11 protein-coding genes and 1 tRNA gene are annotated in these 17,091 nt (G+C 73.8%); 6 read left to right on the top strand and 6 right to left on the bottom strand.

The annotated features are described in order from the left end of the window. Window positions 1-18 precede the first annotated feature (18 nt). Window positions 19-105: transfer RNA gene (locus ACGFZ2_RS27445), tRNA-Leu, on the bottom strand. Between the two features lie 222 nt (window positions 106-327). On the opposite strand from ACGFZ2_RS27445, the gene ACGFZ2_RS27440 reads away from it, so the two are divergent. From ACGFZ2_RS27440 to ACGFZ2_RS27415, 6 genes are all read left to right on the top strand, one after another. Continuing rightward, on the top strand, window positions 328-3,156 hold the full coding sequence (locus ACGFZ2_RS27440; protein ID WP_393458303.1) for a tetratricopeptide repeat protein: 2,829 nt from the start codon (window positions 328-330) through the stop codon (window positions 3,154-3,156). Window positions 3,157-3,311: 155 nt separating this feature from the next. Continuing rightward, window positions 3,312-5,936: a fibronectin type III domain-containing protein gene (locus tag ACGFZ2_RS27435; protein ID WP_393458300.1), complete on the top strand. Its 2,625-nt coding sequence runs from the start codon at window positions 3,312-3,314 to the stop codon at window positions 5,934-5,936. 27 nt (window positions 5,937-5,963) lie between these two features. Beyond that, entirely contained in the window at window positions 5,964-6,959 is a 996-nt protein-coding gene (locus ACGFZ2_RS27430) for a MoxR family ATPase (RefSeq protein WP_357700432.1), read from the top strand. A gap of 12 nt (window positions 6,960-6,971) precedes the next feature. Continuing rightward, window positions 6,972-8,144: a DUF58 domain-containing protein gene (locus tag ACGFZ2_RS27425; protein ID WP_393268200.1), complete on the top strand. Its 1,173-nt coding sequence runs from the start codon at window positions 6,972-6,974 to the stop codon at window positions 8,142-8,144. Between the two features lie 152 nt (window positions 8,145-8,296). Continuing rightward, the gene (locus ACGFZ2_RS27420; RefSeq protein ID WP_393458366.1) at window positions 8,297-10,660 is read left to right on the top strand and encodes a transglutaminaseTgpA domain-containing protein; all 2,364 of its coding nucleotides are present in this window, start codon (window positions 8,297-8,299) and stop codon (window positions 10,658-10,660) included. A gap of 401 nt (window positions 10,661-11,061) precedes the next feature. Continuing rightward, entirely contained in the window at window positions 11,062-11,463 is a 402-nt protein-coding gene (locus ACGFZ2_RS27415; protein ID WP_393458297.1) for a hypothetical protein, read from the top strand. A 209-nt stretch (window positions 11,464-11,672) separates the two neighbouring features. On the opposite strand, the gene ACGFZ2_RS27410 is transcribed toward ACGFZ2_RS27415, so the two are convergent. The 5 genes from ACGFZ2_RS27410 to ACGFZ2_RS27390 form a co-directional block, all read right to left on the bottom strand. Beyond that, on the bottom strand, window positions 11,673-12,572 hold the full coding sequence (locus ACGFZ2_RS27410) for a CU044_5270 family protein (protein WP_393458294.1): 900 nt from the start codon (window positions 12,570-12,572) through the stop codon (window positions 11,673-11,675). A gap of 1 nt (window position 12,573) precedes the next feature. Next, window positions 12,574-13,188 (bottom strand): RNA polymerase sigma factor, encoded by a 615-nt coding sequence (locus tag ACGFZ2_RS27405; RefSeq protein ID WP_393458291.1) that lies wholly within the window; start codon window positions 13,186-13,188, stop codon window positions 12,574-12,576. Window positions 13,189-13,544: 356 nt separating this feature from the next. Next, entirely contained in the window at window positions 13,545-13,970 is a 426-nt protein-coding gene (locus ACGFZ2_RS27400; protein WP_393458288.1) for a hypothetical protein, read from the bottom strand. Between the two features lie 334 nt (window positions 13,971-14,304). Continuing rightward, window positions 14,305-14,949, bottom strand: a complete 645-nt coding sequence (locus tag ACGFZ2_RS27395) for a dihydrofolate reductase family protein (protein ID WP_393458285.1) — start codon at window positions 14,947-14,949, stop codon at window positions 14,305-14,307. 277 nt (window positions 14,950-15,226) lie between these two features. Next, the gene (locus ACGFZ2_RS27390; protein WP_393268178.1) at window positions 15,227-16,927 is read right to left on the bottom strand and encodes a substrate-binding domain-containing protein; all 1,701 of its coding nucleotides are present in this window, start codon (window positions 16,925-16,927) and stop codon (window positions 15,227-15,229) included. Between the last annotated feature and the right edge of the window lie 164 nt (window positions 16,928-17,091).

Raw genomic sequence — 17,091 nt, 5'->3', positions numbered from 1 at the left:
GTGATCCCGCACGAAGACTGGTGTCCGAGGGGGGACTTGAACCCCCACGCCCTATACGGGCACTAGCACCTCAAGCTAGCGCGTCTGCCATTCCGCCACCCGGACTTACTCGTCCAGCCTACCGCGCCGACCTGGGGGATCTCATCACCCGCAGGCCGCTCTGGCGGGCCGCACGAGGAGTTACTGTACACGCCCCGGGTGGATCATGCACATCGGCTTCCGGCCGGTGCGTCCGTGCAGGTCGGGCCGGTCCACGACGCGGGACGACCGACGCCGACCGGCGGGCCCGGGTAGCGTCCGGCGGGTCCGACCCGGCAGCATGACCACGTGTCCCATCCCTCTCCCCTGGCCGCCGTCCAGCACCGGGCCCTCGCCCTGCGCGCCGCGGGCGATCTCACCGCCGCCCGCCGGTTGCTCGCCGACGCCGTCGGATCCGCCCGGCCGCCGTACGGCGAGGATCACCCGGATGTGCTGAGCACCGCGCACCTGCTGGCCCGCCTGCACCGGGAGGCGGACGACCCGGGCACTGCCCGTCGGACACTGGAGGAGGCGTACGCCGCCGGCGAGCGACGCTGGCCGCCCGCCGACCCGCTGATGTTGGCGCTCTCCTTCGAGTTGGCCTCGGTGGCGCATGAGTTGGGCAACCGGCACGAGGCCCGCCGCAACTACCGCCTCGTCGCCTCCCTGGGCCCCGCCGTGCTCGGTGTCGACCACCCGGCCGTACGCACGGCCCGGCAGTATCTCGGCGATGCCGCTCCCGCCCCTCAGCCGGCCGCGCCGGGCCCGCGGCCGGACCTGTCGGCCCTGTCGGAGCCGACCATCTCGCTGGCCGCCCTCTCCACCGCGTGGCGGCCCCACGAGCCGACCGCGATCCCCCAGCCACCCCGGTTTCCGGCCGCACAGCCCCCGACAGTGCAGCCTCCGCCCGCGCCGCAGGCGACCGCTGGCCCAACCACGGCGCCGCCCGCTCCGCCGTACCACCGGCCGATCCCGCCGCCGCCCACCGTTCCGGCTCCGCCGGGTCCGGCTCGGGCCACCGCCACCCCGCCGCACCCGCCACACACCGGCGCCGCGCCGGTGCCGCACCAGCCGCCGGCCCAGCCCTACCCGGGTCCGCCGCATGCCGGCCGTGTGCCGCCCCCGCCGGTGGTGCCCGCGCCGCCGCACGCCACCCCGGTGCCGCCTCCCCCGGCGGTGCCCGTCCCGCCACACACCGGCGCCGCCCCGGTTCCGCCCCCGCCGGTGGTGCCCAGCCCGCCGCACAGCGGATGGGCTCCCCCGGCCCCGCCCGTCGTACCGAACCCGCCGCACGCCGCCCGGGTGCCGGCTCCGCCCGTACCGCCGCACGCCGCCGCGACCGGACAGGCCACTCCGCACGCCGTCCCGGCGCAACAGATCCCGCCGCCTCCGGCGGTACCGCCGCACCACGCCAGCGGTACAGCAGCGCCGCCGCAGTCTCCGTGGGCCCCTGCCCCTGCCCCCGCGCAGCCGTCCGTGGCGCATGGTCCGTCGGCGCCCGCGCCGCAGAGCCCGCCTCATCCCGCCGCACCGGCGGCCGAGGGCACCTCCCCGTCCGCCAGGACGATCCCGCCACCGCCGCCGGTCCCGCCGCACGCGGCGCACGCCGTCTCGTCTCCCCCGCCTGCGGCGACGACCGCGGCGTCGGGCCCGCGACACGCGGCGCCTCCCGCCCCCGCCGCCGTGTCGGTGCCGCCCACGCCGCCCGCCGTCGCGCCGTCGCGGCCGGGCCCCGCCGTGCCACCGCAGCAGCGGACGGCCCACGGGGCGACGGCCGACGCCACGCCCTCCACGGCACCGGAACCCACCGCCGAACCGGCCGCGTCCCCGGCATCCGGCGGTCGGCCGACCGCGGCACCGACGTCCGGCGACAGGACGCCGACACCCCCCACCCCGCCGTCGGTCCCCACCGCCCAGACGTCCGCCCCGGCCGCCGCACGCCCGGCGCCCGACGCCGAGGCACCGCGTCCGGCCGTGCCGGACGACGCGGCGTCGGCCGGGCCGGAGGCGCCGGAACAGTCGACGCGCGGGCCCAGGTGGGACAACCCCACGATCCAGGTACGGCAGATCGAGCCCCTGCTCGCCGAGGAGGCCGCCCGCGCCGCCAACGCGAAGCAGGCCGAGGCCGCTGCGGCCACGCCGGCCACCACCGCGCCACCCGGTACGTCGGAGGCCACCCCCGCCTCACCCGGGACGTCCGAAGTCACCGCCACGGCCCCGCACCCGCCTGCGCCGACGACACCGGTCAGCGCACCGCCGGTTCCCCCGGTCAGCGCGCCACCGATCAGCGGACCGCCGGTCAGCGCGCCTCCCGGGTACCCGCCCGTCAGCGCACCGCCGCAGCCCTCGCCTCCCGTGAGCGGGGCGCCGGCGCCGCCGTGGAGCATGACCGCGCCGCCGTGGAGCAGCACGGCTCCCCCACAGGCGCTGACCGAGCCGCCGGCCACCGGGAGCGACCGCGACCAGGACGTCGAGGACGAGCGGGACCAGGAACCCGCGCTGGAGCGGAAGCGGGGCCGGGAGCAGGGGACCGGAGAGCAGGCGCCGGCGTACCTCGACATCGACGAGACGTTCCCCATGAAGGAGGTCCCGTCGCCGTCCACCGTGCCCGGGCCGGCCCACCAGGTGCCGGCCTTCCCGCCGCCGCCGGCGGCGTACCCGATGGTCGCGGAGCCCGAGGAGCGCGGCCGGAGCCGGACGGCGGTGGTCGTCGCCGTGGTCGTCGCGGTCCTGGCCGTGGCGGCGCTCGTCGGGGTGGGCGTGCTGGTGCTCAGCCGGGAGGCGGCGCCGCCGGCCGGGCCCGCCTCACCGACCGCGTCGACGACCGCGGCGGCCTCGCCGAACGCGGCCGGCCCGCCGCCGGGCGACCTGGCGCTGCGGGACGACTCGGCGACGATCACCCTGAGCTGGACGGACCCGGCGCGCGGCGGCGTGCCGTTCATGGTGGCCGGCGGCCGGGCCGGGCAGAAGCTGGGCGTGATGGCCACGGTGGACCCCGGCCAGACCAGCTACACGGTCAACGGCCTCAACTCGCGGGTGGACTACTGCTTCACGGTGCTGGCGGTCTACTCGACGGACTCGTTCGCCACGTCGGGGCAGGTCTGCACCGAGCGGGAGGGCGACACGCCGACGACCTGAGGCTGACCCCCGGCGCGGCGCGCACGCTCGGTGTCCACAGCGGGACAGCGCGGGTTCCCCCGCCCCCGGCCGGGCCATATGATGGCACCCGGCTCAGGGGAGGGTCGCCGGTCAGGGCGCGCCACCTGCCAGGACGACACGGGAGGCAGCCGGTAGTGGCCACCATCGACGACGCCGCGAACGCCGGCGGTCCGCGTCCCCGCTCCCGCCGGATGCGGGGCGGTCTGGTCACCATCGGGACGGTGGCGGCGCTGCTGGCCGCGATGGGGCTGACCGTCCTCGGTCTCGGCGCGGCGGACAACGCGGTGGCGAGCTACGACGCGAGTTCCTGGCTGTGGAGCACCGCCCGCAGCGAGATGGCCCGGGTCAACGGTGTCACCGCGCGGGTCGACACCCGGGTCGAGATCCCGGCCGCCCGCCGACACCCGATGCAGGTCACCCAGACCGACCGGCTGCTGATCCTGCGGGACCTGAACACCGGCCAGGTCAGCTCGCTGGACCTGGCCACCCTGCAGATCACCGCGACCACCCGCACCACCCCGGGCCTCGGGGTCAGCGTCGCCCTGCACGAGGACGCGGCGTTCGTCGTCGACGCCGTGCAGGGCATCGTCCGGCAGCTCGACCCGCAGTCCCTGACGCCGGTCGGCGAGCCCGTGCGCTACCCGCCGGGCATCACCGGCGGGTCCTTCGACGGGGAGGGCCGGCTCTGGATCGCGGTGCCCAGCGAGGGCACCGTCTCGGCGATCACCGCCGCCGCGCTGCCCTCCGCGCCCGCCTCGGCCGCCGCCGGGGCCGGCCTCAGCCCGAAGCAGGTCGAGACGTACGACGTCGCGGAGGCCAGTCACGAACTGGTCGTCTCCACCCTGGACGACGGCGTCGCGGTGCTCGACCGCACCGCCGGCGCGCTGGTCACCGTGCAGCGGGGCCAGGTCCGTCCAACGCCGCTGACGATGAGCGCCCCGGGCGCGCTGCCGGCGCGGACCAGCGGGCCGGCGGTGCCGGTAACGGTGCCCGGCGAGCGGCGGGTATACGTGGTCGGCAACGGCGGCGAGGTGCGCGTGTTCACCGTGCCGGGCACGGGCGACCGGCTCAGCCCGGCGGTGGCGTGGGCCGGCCGGTTCTACTGCGCTGACGAGGCGTCGGGCACGGTCTACGCCTTCGACGCGAACGGCCAACTGGTCGACACCATCCGGGGTAAGGGGACGGGGCCGCTGGAGCTGGAGGTGCGGGAGAACCACCTCTTCGTCAACGCCCCCGACTCGGCGACCGCCCGGGTGGTGGACGACAAGCACCAGGTCCGCGAGGTCGACAAGTACGCCAACGACGTGCTCGGTGGCGACCCGCCGCCGGCTCCCACGCCGCCGCCCCCGCCGAAGAAGCCCAAGGTCGGCAAGCCGGGCGCGCCGCGCAGCGTGACCGCCGCCGCCGGCAATGCGCAGGCCCGGGTCAGCTGGCGGCCGGCCCCGACCAACGGCGCGGAGATCACCCGGTACGTGGTGGAGGGTGCCGGCCAGCGGGTGCAGGTGGGCGCCAACCAGCGGGCCGTGGAGATCAAGGGCCTGACCAACGGCGAGACGTACCGGTTCTCGGTACACGCGGTCAACGCCAAGGGCGACGGCCCGGCGCGGACCAGCAACCCGGTGACGCCGACCGCCGCGGTGCCCGACCCGCCGGCCAGCGTCACCGCCCAGGAACGGCCGGACGGCACGGTGCTGGTGCGTTGGCCGGCGGCGAACGGTCAGGGCAACACCATCGCGAAGTACGTGGTGACGGCCACCTCGGCGGGCACCAACGCGCCGGCCGGCGAGTCCCGCAAGACGGAGCTGGTGGTGCCCGCCGGTGAGCTGGAGTACGGCACGCAGTACGCGTTCACCGTCGTCGCCGTCAACGACCGGGGCGCCGGCTCGGCGGCCTCCCCGGTGAGCAACACCGTCGTGCCGTACGCGGCGCCGGACCGGCCCGCCGACCTGCGGGCGACCACGGTCGCCGACCGGCCGGGCACGGTCGCGGTGCAGTGGTCGCCGGCCGGGGCGAACGGCCGCCCGGTGACGAAGTACCTGGTGGACGTGGGTGGGCGCACCAGCGAGGTGACCGACACCCGGGCCACCGTGGACGGGCTGGGCAACGGCCAGAACGTCACCGTGAAGGTGAAGGCGGTCAACGAGGCCGGTCCCGGCCCGGAGGCCACCGCCACGGCCCGCACGGTGGCCGAGCCCCGCATCACCGTGACCGGCTCGTCGGCGACCGCCACCTCGGCGACGGTCACGTTCACCGTGGACGCCGGCGGCGGCAAGGCGACCTGCTCGCTGAGCACGAACGGCGAGCCGACGAAGACCGGGAACTGCTCCGGCATCACGATGACGGGCCTGGCCCCGGGCACGGCGTACACCTTCACCGTGACCGCGAGCAACGCCGCCGGCAAGGGCACCGCCACCCGCGCCCAGGCCACCGACGCCCTCTACGGGATCGCCACCTGCAACAACGGCCCCGACGGCGACCAGCGGACGTACTGCAACTCCGACGTCGACGGCCGCAACGGCAACGAGATCTTCTCCGTCCCCCGGCAGGACAACAACCGGCAGGTCGGCTGGGCGAAGCCCGGCACCCGACTCAAGGCGTACTGCAAGAAGTCGGGCGAGAACGTCGACTCCTGGATCTACAACAACCAGAAGCAGAGCACCTGGTGGGTGCAGGTCGAGTACAGCGGGAAGAACTACATCCCCTGGGCCTGGCTCAACCTCGAGGGCGGCGACAACATCAACGTCCTGCCCACCTGCTGACCGCCCAGGCAAGGAGCACCACCGACCGTGAACACCCACGAGCCGCTCACCCAGCCGGAGGTGCAGGGCTTCGCCGCCCTCGCCGCCCGGCTGGCCGAGAACGTCAACGCGGTCGTGCTGGGCAAGCCACAGGTGGTCCGGTTGGCGCTCACCGCGCTCTTCGCCCAGGGACACGTGCTGCTGGAGGACGTGCCCGGGGTCGGCAAGACCACCCTGGCCCGGGCCATCGCCGCCACCGTGAAGGGACAGTGGCGGCGCATCCAGTTCACCCCCGACCTGCTCCCCTCGGACGTGTCCGGGGTGACCATCTTCAACCAGGCCACCCGGGGCTTCGAGTTCCACCCGGGGCCGGTTTTCGCCAACATCGTCATCGCCGACGAGATCAACCGGGCCTCGCCGAAGACGCAGTCGGCGCTGCTGGAGGTGATGGAGGAACGCACCGTCACCGTCGACGGCGTCCGGCACCCCGTGCCGCAGCCGTTCCTGGTGGTGGCCACCCAGAACCCGGTGGAGATGGACGGCACCTACCGGCTGCCCGAGGCCCAGCTCGACCGGTTCCTGGTGAAACTCTCCGTCGGCTACCCCGACGAGGCGGTCGAGGTGGAGGTGCTGCGCGGCGCGACGGTCCGCTCCCCCGAGGCGCTCACCGCGGTCACCGACACGGCCACCGTCGGGGAGATGGTCCGCATGGCCCGCCGGGTGCACATCGCCGAGCCGCTCTACACGTACGCGGTGCGGCTGGCCGCGGCCACCCGCGCCCACCCGCAGGTGCGCGTCGGGGTCAGCCCCCGGGGCGTGATCGCCCTGACCAGGGCGGCGTGCGCGTACGCGCTGATCGACGGGCGGGGCTGGATCATGCCGGAGGACCTCAAGGCGCTGACCGAGCCGGTCTTCGCGCACCGGCTGCTGCTCACCCCGGACGCGCAGGTGCGCGGGGTGACCGCCGCCGAGGTGCTGCGCCAGGCGGTCGCCTCGGTGCCGGTGCCGCTTCCCTCGGGCCAGCCCGCCCCGGTCCAGGGCTGACCGGCAACGCCGGTGTCCGCGCTCACCGCCCGAGGCGTCGGGCTGCTCGTCGCCGCCGTCGTGCTGCTCGGCGCCGGCTTCCGCTTCGCGTACCCCGAGCTGACGCTGCTCGGCGCGGCGGCCGGCACCGCCGTCGGCTACGCCCTGGCGACCGCGGCCTGGCGGCCCCGGCTGGAGGTGACCCGCAGCGCGGACCCCGACCGGGTGGCGCGGGGCGAGCCGGCCGCGATGACGCTGACCGTCCGCAACGCCGGCCGGCTGCCGGCGGCGAGCCTGGTGGCCGAGGACCGGTGCGGGAACCGGTCGGTCCCGGTGCCGCTGCTGCGGCTGCGACCGGGCCGCGACACCACAGTCCGCTACGACGTACCGACCTCCCGCCGCGGCGTGGTGCCGGTCGGGCCGCTACGGGTGACCCGGCGCGACCCGCTGGGCCTGGTGGCGCTGGCCCGCCCGTACGGCGGCACGGTGCCGGTCTGGGTGCACCCGCGCATCCATCCGCTGCACGCGGTGCCCACCGGGGCGGGACGCAGCCTGGACGGCCGGGTGGACAAGGTGCCGCACGGGTCGATCACCTTCGACTCGCTGCGCGAGTACGTGGTCGGCGACGAGCTGCGCCGGGTGCACTGGCGCACCAGCGCCCGGGTCGGCGAGCTGATGGTGCGGGAGAACGTCGACACCAGCCTGCCCCGGATCGTGGTGCTGCTGGACAACCGGGCGGTCGCCCACCCGGAGCGGGTCGACGGGGTGGCCGAGTCGTTCGAGTCGGCGTGCGAGGCCGCCGCCTCGGTGGTGACCGCCGCGGTCCGCGAGGACCTGCCGGTGGTGCTGCTGGTGGTCGCCCCGGAACCGTCCGGGCCGGACACCACGGGCGACGAGACGGGGCACGGCGGCGGGCCGCTGGACCGACTCGCGGCGGCACAACTCGCCGACGACGACGTCCTCCAGCCCGCCACCGCCCGACTGCGGCGGGAACGGCTCGGCGACACGCTCGTCTTCCTCACCGGTCCGGGCGGCCGGGGCGACCTGGGTGCGGTGGGCGCGCTGCGCGCCGCGTACCCGTCGGTGGTGGTGGGGATCTTCGGGGCGGCGGAGCCGGCGCCGTCGGGCGCGGCCGGCCTGGTGGTGATCGACGCCCCGGACGGCGCCGCGTTCGCCGCCGAGTGGGACGGGGTGCGCAGGTGGTGAGGGCGACCGGCGGAGTCCGCGCCGGCACGGCGGTGCCGCCGCCGGCCGACAGCGGCGGCCAGGCCACGGGCAGCAACGGCCAGGCCGCGGGCAGCGCCGGGCCGGACCGGGACGGCACCGGCGGCAGCGGGACCGCCGGGCCGGGGCGGGCAATGCTGCGGGCGCTGCGGGCCGTGCCGGTGCCGCTGGCGCTGATCGCGATGATCGGCCTGGCCGGCGCGGTGCTCGGCCGGGTCTACGCCGGCCCGCTGCTGACCCGGCTGGTGCTCGGTGCCGCGATTGGTTCGGTGCTGGTCAGCATGGCGGCCCGCCGGCTGCCGTCGTGGCTGGTCGCGCCGGTCTCGGTGACCGCGATGGCCGGCTGGACGGCCTGGTCGCTGCGGCTGACCGGGACCCGGGCCGAGCTGCCCGGCGGTCTCGCCGAGGTGACCGCGGACGCCGCCACGAACGGCATCCCCCGGCTGCTGACGGCGATGATCCCGGTCGAGCCGACCCCGGACACGGTGCTGGTGCCGCTGGTCGCCGCCTGGCTGGCCGGGCTCGCCGCGGCGGAGGTGGCGCTGCGGGCCGGCCGGGTGCTGCTCGGCTACCTGCCGCCGGTGCTGCTCTACGCCGCCGCGCTCTACGTGGTCGGCCCGAACGCCGACCCGGCGATCGGGCCCACCCTGGCCTTCGTGGCCGTGGCGGTGCTCGGCCTGGCGGTACCGCCGGGCGCCGCGGCGACGGCCGGCGGCGACCCGACCGCCGGGCTGACGCCCGCGGTCCGCGCCGCCGTGCGGACCCGGCTCGCCGCCGCCTCCGCCGCCGGGCTGGCAGTGGTCGTCGGCCTGGCCGCCCTGCTCGGCCCGGCGCTCGCCGGCCAGGTCGACGGCCGGCCGGTGGACCCGCGCCGGTACGTCGAGCCGCCGCAGGTGGAGGCGCTCGACGAGAGCCCCCTCATCCGCATCTCCGGGTGGGCGCTCAACCCCGGACAGAAGCTGCTCGACGTCCGCACCGACTCCCCGGACGCGCCCGCGCCGACCGGGGCGCCCGACCCCGCCCCCGACTCCGGGCCGGACACCGGCGGCCGGCCGGCACCGATCCGGCTGGCCGTGCTCAGCGACTACGACGGCGTGACCTGGCGGGTCGGCGCGACGTACCGCAACGCCGGACGGATCCTGCCGGCGACGGCACCCGCGCCGGACAGCACCGTGCGGACGGTACGACAGGAGATCACCGTCGCCGAACTCAGCGGCCGGCTGCTGCCCGCCGTCGCCACGCCGCGCGAGGTCACCGGGGCGCGGGTGGCGTACGACCCGACGACCGGGACGCTGATCCGGCCGGAGGGGCTGACGCCGGGCCTGAGCTACACCGTGACCTCGGCCGTGGAGACGCCGGACGGAAACCTGCTCAGCACGGCGGACGTGCCGGCCGGCGACGAGGTGGCCCGGGTGCTGCGGGTCGCCGACGGGGTGCCCGAGCCGCTGCGCCGGCTCGCCACCCAGCTCGCCGAGTCCAACGGCGCCCCGTACGCGCGGGCAGCCGCCGTGGAGCAGTTCCTCGCCGAGCACTACCGCCTCGTCGCGGACGCGCCGAGCGGGCACGCGTACCCGAACCTGAACTTCTTCCTCTTCGGACCGCGCGACGCCGGCGGCCAGCGCGGCACCTCCGAGCAGTTCGCGGCCGCGTTCGCCGTGCTGGGCCGGCTGGCCGGGCTGCCGACCCGGGTGGTGGTCGGTTTCCGGTCCACCGGCGACGGCCCCGTCCGGGCCGGCGACGCGTACGCCTGGCCGGAGGTCCTCTTCGACGGGCTCGGCTGGGTGCCGTTCGACCCGCTGCCCCGACCCGACGAGGAACCGCGCCCGGTGGAGGAGGACTTCCGCCCGACGCCCGACGAACCGCCCCCGTCGGAGGTGCCGGAGCCGACGGTCGAGCCGACCGCCCCGCCGGAGCCGGTGGCCGCGCCGGGCAAGCCGACCGACGCCGGCGGGCCGTCCACGGCGCTGCTCGTCGGCGGCGGTACCGGCGGCACCCTGCTGCTGGTCGTAACGGCGCTGCTCGTCCTGCTGGTGATGCGCCGGGCGCAGACCCGGGCACGGCTGGAGCGGGGCGACCCCGGCCAGCGCATCGCGGGCGCCTGGCGGGAGCTCACCGACGCGCTGCGGCTGGCCGGCCGACCGGTCGGCGGGGACCTGGCCGCCACCGAGGTCGCCGCCCACGCCCGCCGGGCCCTCACCGACGGCCGGGCCGGCATCTCCGGGGCCCCGGCCGATCCGGTCGGCACCGCCGGTCCCGCACCGGCAGACACCGGCCCGCCGCGCACCACGGCAGGTGGCGGGGATCCCGACGCCCGGGTGGACGAGCTGGCCGGCCTGCTCAACCAGGCGGCCTTCGCCCCGGGCACGGTCACGCCCGAGCAGGCCACCCGGGCCGGCGCGATCGCCAACGACTACGTCACCGCGCTGCGGGCCGCCCGCCCCTGGTGGCGCCGCGTCCTCTGGTCGGTCCGCCCCGGCCCCCTCCGCTGGCGGCGCTGAGCTCTGTCACGCAGGCCACCACGGATGAATGACCGGGGCTACGATGTGCCGCACCGTGACAGGAGGGCCGGTGGCACATCGTCTGCGGTTCGTCGCGCTGCTGCTGGGCACGGTCGGCCTGTACGTCGGCTTCTGGTGGCTGGCGGGCCGAGAATGAGGGGCTGACGGTCACGCTCACCCACCAGGCGCGACCTGCGCCGCGATCGTCGTAACGCGATCGAGGAACCACACTTGCTCCCTGACGAGGGCCACCAGGTTGAGTACCGCGACTCAGGCGGGCTGGCACGTGCCGGGCCAGGATCAGGGGCATGACCAACGCAGGGGATGACGACCGGCACGACGGTGCCGTTGCGGGCTCTTCCCCTCCCCGAGAGCCAGGCCACTGGGCGTACCCCTGGTTGATGCTGATCCTGGCGCTGCCCGGCGCCGCATGGTCCCTGTACGCGGGCCTCATCTCCTCCGCGGCATTTTTCGGTGAGCAGCCCTCTCCGACCGACCACGCCACCACCACCGCCGCTGTCCTGTCCGGGGCGTCTCTATGGCTGGTAACGGCTCTGCTCACCGCAGTCGTGTTCCGCCGCGCGGTGGTGCCGGTACTGTGTGGCCTTGCGGCAGCCGGCTTCGCTACGGCGGCCATGTCGGTGCAGCCGCGTGCTCCGCTGAACACCGCGGACAGTGCGGGCTGGCTGTCGGCCTGGACTCCACCGACGAGTTGGGCGATCGTCCTCTGGGGCGCTACCGCGCTGGTGCTGTCGGCGTACGGCCAGGCGGCCAGGGCGCGTGGCCGCCGCGCGGCCCGCTGACGACCGGGCGGCGCCCCCCTCAATGGGCAGCGGGTTGTCTTCTTGCCCAGCCACCACCGCACCACCTGCTCAGAACGCCGTCACCGCACCCCTGCCGTGGCCGCTGCGGTCACCTTCACCACGTGGAAGTCGGAACTGCTGGACATGGGATACCAGCCGGGCACCGATGGCGGGCCGCGCCGGGCGGCCCGCCCGGGTGGTACTGGAGGTCAGCCCGTCTGACCGACTTCGTCGACGACGGTGTGGGTGATCACCGCCGTGTATCGCGAGGTGCCGAGGTAGGCATAGGTTTCGGGGTGGAAGACGAGGACCATCTGCTCCGCTCCGTTCGTGGACGGCCAGGCGATTCCAATGCCCGGCCGGCCCGCGCCATCCGTGACGTGCTCGACGGCGCGTAGACCCGGGGCTGCTGCTGCGGCTTCGTACAGCGCCGCCCGCGTCTGCGGTCGTAGATAGCTCTCGGCGAGGAAGAGCACGTCCTTGCCGGCGGCATTCACGTCACCGGCTTCGCCGCTGCGGTGCTCGGCCAGGTAGGTCCGCATGGCGGCCGCGTCGGTAGGCAGGTCGGAGCGGTACGCGGGTTCCGGGGCGCACTGCTCGGTCCGGCCCGGAACCACCTGGCCGCCCTTCACCGCGGCCATCCGCCCGTTCCGGCAGCCCGGAATGACCGTCTCCGTGGTGCCGCCAGCGGAAGTTTCTCTGACCAGTCCGTCTCGGGTCCCGTCCACCGACATCCAGCTCTCACGGATCGACTGGCGGTTCTGAGTGCGCTGGTAGATGAGCTGGTCGGATCGGGGGGTGAGGTCAGGCATCCGGAGCGAAACGGCCGCCGCGTTCCGCAGCACCTGGCTGGCATCGGCCCTGGCAACCGGCGCGTCACCGCCGAGCTGATCCGGAGCGAGCACGACCACCGAGGTGACCGCCGCCGCGACGCCCACCGCCACCATCCCGCTGAGTACGAGTCGCCAGTTCCGTCGGTTCGAGCGGCGAATCGTCGTGGGAGCAGGGGACGTGGCGGTCATCGCGGCTAGAAGCCGGCCGCGGGCCGAGGCCAACTGTTCGGGGGCGGCCGGCGGGGTCTCCTGGCCGATTTGCTGGAGCAGTCGCATGTCATCCATTGCTCATTGCCTCCTCGATCGTGATGGTGGAATCGCCGCCCAGCGCGTCGCGGAGCAGCCTGCGGGCGCGGTTGAGTCGTGATCGCACGGTGCCCACCGGAATCCCGAGCGCGGCGGCCGCCTCGTCGTAGGTCAACTCCTCCCAGGCGATCAGGAGCAGCACATCCCGGTCGCCGGTGGAAAGCTCGGCCAGGGCGCCGAACAACATTCGGCGCAGCGACTGCGCGGTGACCACAGTGGCGACACGGTCGTCGTGCGACGCCTCGTTTGTCGCGGGGACGTACGCCTGCCGCAGCCGGTACTCGCGCTCCTCCTCGCGTCGGTGCTGGCTGACGATGTTGGTCGCGATTCCGTAGAGCCATGGCCGGGCGTCCGGACGGGCGGTGTCGTACCGCTCCCGGCGACGGAACGCCACCAGGAACGTCTCGGCGGCCAGGTCGTCCGCGATCCCGGTACCAAGCCGCCTCGCCAGGTAGCGGTGGATGTACGGGGCGTGCCGGTCGAAGATCACCGCGAAGCTCTCAGCATCCCGGATGGATCGCTCGATGACTGCCCCATCCGTCAACGTGCCGACGTCGACAGCCTTCACTCGTCTAAAACGGTTCATGCGCGACCTTCCGCGGAGCCGGGATTCATCACCTGTTATCCGCAGGTCGCGGGAAAACGGTTCACAGGCTGGCGCTCGTGCCGGGTGAACCTATCCGGCGGGTGGAGTGTTGCCGGCACCCAGCGAGGAGCCAACACTCGGAGTGGGAGCCGCTACTGCCCCGTCACCTTTTGATCGTCCCCAGCCGGGGACTCCTCGGTCGCCCGGTCCGGTACGACTTACTGCCCCTGTCGTTCGGACGATCCGGTGGGGGTGTTGTCGCCGGGTCGGGTGGCGTCGGTGGACCGCTGATGGGGACACGGGCAGCGAACGCCGACAACGCTGGGGCCGACCCCGCACCACAGCCGCCTGTCCGATCAGACCCGACGACGTTCATGGATAGCGCACTCGCCGGCACGTCGCGGCCGGTGCAGCCAGGGCGCGACCCGGGGCGCCGCCGCGATCAGGGCAACCGCGAGTGTCGTGATCACCGCTTGCCCGATCCGGCCGGGCGTGATGCCCGGCGCGGTGTCCAGCACGTAGTTGGCGTACCCATTCGCCGCCGCGTCGCTGCCCAACAAGACACAGCCGAGCAGCAGCCCTTCGATCCGGCGCAGCACCAGCAACAGCCCGGCGAGCGGATCGAACACGGTCAGCGAGGTGAAGTACAGCGTCAGCCAGGTGGGGATGGACTGGCTCGGACCACCCGGCCGGATGCCGAGCAGGTCGCCCAGGTGCACGATCCCGCCGTACGCGAAGAGGCAGACGGCGGCGATCGCGACGACCCGAACCCACCGGGGCACGCCGGCCCACCGCCGGAGCGATGTCTGCCGCGTCGCGCCCACTGGCCCCCCGTTCCGGTCGGGCTCGGCCCGCCCGCGCCGCTGTCGACCCTACGCCCGACTCCGTCCCCGCCGAGCAGGACGCTTAGTCGGTTCGGCGGAGTCGTGCCGTTCGTCCTTGCGGCATGAATGCCGCCCATGGCCTCTCTGTGGTCGTCAGGCTGGCGGATCAGGCGGGCAGCGGCGGTGGCAGATCGCGGTTCGCGACGGGCCGTGTCCGCACCTGTTCAGCTGGGCGCTGCCCTCGAACGGGACCGCAGAGCAGCCAAGCAGCCGCTGCCCAGGTGCCGTCGGGTCACTTTCGCCAGAACAGGTGGTGTGTCACGCCGCTCGGGCTGGGCACGACCTCGAGATGGAACCGGTCGAGCAGCTCATCGTGGGACTCCCAGAGTCGTAGTCCAGACCCGAGCTTCACCGGCGAAACCGCCACATGCATGGTGTCGACGAGGTCCGCGTCGAGGAACTGCCGGATGGTGGTGACCCCACCGCCGAGTCGGATGTCCTTGCCCTGCGCCGCCTCCCGCGCCTGCTCGAGGACCGTGGCCGGGTCTCCGTCGATGAAGTGAAACGTGGTGTCGGAGAGCGTGATCGAAGGACGTTTGTGGTGGGTCATGACGAACACCGGGGTGCGGAACGGGGGCTCGTCACCCCACCAGCCGCGCCACTCATGGTCGCTCCAGGGCCCGCGCTGGGGCCCGAACTTGTTGCGGCCCATGATTTCGGCGCCGATGTTGCGTGCGTAGTCCCGCGTGAAGTAGTCGTCGAGGCCCCGACTTCCCCCGGGGGCGGTGCGCATGGGCCAGCTCGCCGTGGCGCCGGCCCAGGCGAACAGCCTCTCGGGGTCGGCGTGGCCGAACGGACGCTCGAGGCTCTGGCCCTCACCGGCACCGATTCCGTCACTCGACACGTTGAAATTCTGCACTCTCAGTAGTTGAGTCACGCGTTCCTCCTGTGTTGTCGATGATGCTGGTGAGACTCTCCGGGCCGGAGAAACTCATCGCTGCGTCCGTGCCCGGCCAGAAATTGAGCTACCTCGTAGTAGTGACCATGAGCGTTGTTGACGGCGTGGCGGGTTGAAACGATGAGACCTCCGGCGAGGTGTGAGGTGCTGACGCCCACGACCAAACCGGAGGTCTCATGGCCCAACATCGCAGCCACGCCTCACTCGGCGGCAAACCACCGGTCACCCGCGTCAACAACGGTGCCGGGCATTCCAACTAGAAGCTACTGACCAGCTTGACGAACGCGTCGTCGATCTTCGCCGGGTCACGGGCGTCGAACGCCTTGCCCGCGGACGCCTTGGCGATCCGGTCCAGCGTCCCGAAATCGGACTGCTCATCAAAGGCGATGCAGAAAATCTTGATCGGTCGTTCCGGATCCAACGCGACGTCTTGGAGCAGCCGGGCGAGGTTGCTGTCCTTGTTGTACTCGTTCTTGCCGTCTGTCAGTACGACCACCGCGTTGATCCGGGACTGGTCATAGTGGTCGAGCATGTGACGGTGTGCCGCCCGTACGGTGGCGTACAGAGCGGTGCCGCCCTCGACGTGGAGGTTGTTGATCTTATTGGTGAGCGCCTTCTGGTCGAACGCCGACAGCCGGACCTCCTCGCTGTACGGCGACTTCGGCCGCTGTTTCGTCTCGGACGAGAACGACCAGAGCGCGACCTGGTCCTCGGAGTTCAAGAGGCCAAAGCCCTTGGCGGCGGCCCTGGTCGCCACCTGGAACCTGGTCCGGTCACCGATCCTTGCGTTCATCGAACCGGACGTGTCGACGGCCACGAGGATGTTCGCCTTCTTGCGCAGCGTGCCCCAGCCGGTGAGGATCGCCTTGACCACGGTGGGATCCGGCGGGTCGAAGTAGGTGAGGTCTTGGGCCCCGCGCCCGCCGACGGAGGCGATCAGCGGGCGGGCCGCGTTCTGCTGGTGGTCGCGGAACCCGAGCCGGCTGAAGCTCTCCTGCTGCGGCGCCTCTTGGAGGAACGCCAGGAAATCGGCAGCGGCGTCACGTTGCTCCGGGCTGGCCGAGGGGAGCACCACGTACGGGTGGTCGAGGTTGAACGTGCCCTCCTTCGGATACAGCGCGACCAGGGGGACCCTCGGCTTCTCGCCCCGGGTCGGGCTCAGCTCCCCCTCGTTGTACTGGTAGACCAACTCCTCCTGCGTCACCACCGCGCTCATGTCCGTCGGGGCCGCCGTGCCGGACAGGTCCGCCTCGGCGCGGTCCTTCAGCAGATCCACGATGTCGTCGCTGTAGTGGGACACGTTGGCCTCGATGCGACGGACGAACTGGGTCACCGTCGGATTCGCGATATCGCGCTCGGTAAGGTCACTGGCCCGGTTGATGGCCGCGTAGTAGCTCGCGATCGTGGCCGCCAGCCCGGAGGTGGACAGGTTCGGGTTGACCTTGCCGAAGGTAAACCGCCCCCACTCGGGGCGACCGAAGGTGGCCCAGCCCGAGCGCCCGGACGAGCCCAGGATCTCGCCCCAGCCGAGGGGACCCTGCTGTTGGAGCAGCTCTCCCTTCGGCTGCGGCATGGCGATGACCAGCGGGCTGTTCGCGATCGACGGATACCGGCCGGGGGTCTGCGCCGGACGCCCGGCGGCCTCGTCCCGCAACTTCAACTGCCCGGTCCACAGGGTGGACGTCGGCAACCACACCTGCGGCCGTGGCAGGTTGGGCTGCTTGACCGACCATTCGCCGGCCAGCGCGTCCGTCGCCGCACCGGACGAGAGTCCATGTACGGTCACCGCGGCGCACCGGCCACCGAACCGCCGATCGCTCTTGTTGTAGCGTTCCGCCAACTCGCCGAGCAGCACGTCCTTCTCGATCGACGAGCTGACCTCCAGCGGCGTGCACCCGACGTCCGCCGCCGGCCGAACGATCAGGTAGGCCGCCGTGACGACCGCGAATCCGGCCACGATGGCTGCGGTGTACGGCAGCCACGGCCGAGCAGTCGGTCGACCTGAAACCATGTGGTCCCTCCAGAGTGTCGGCTGACGGCGTCGACATCAGCCACCAGCCCGGCCGAGCCGCCATGCGGGCCGACCGGATCGTGTTCGTGGGTCAGGGCCCGGACCGGCCG

The organism is Micromonospora sp. NPDC048063 (assembly GCF_043202855.1).
Classification (GTDB): domain Bacteria; phylum Actinomycetota; class Actinomycetes; order Mycobacteriales; family Micromonosporaceae; genus Micromonospora.
This window is presented reverse-complemented; position numbering and strand designations above follow the sequence as displayed.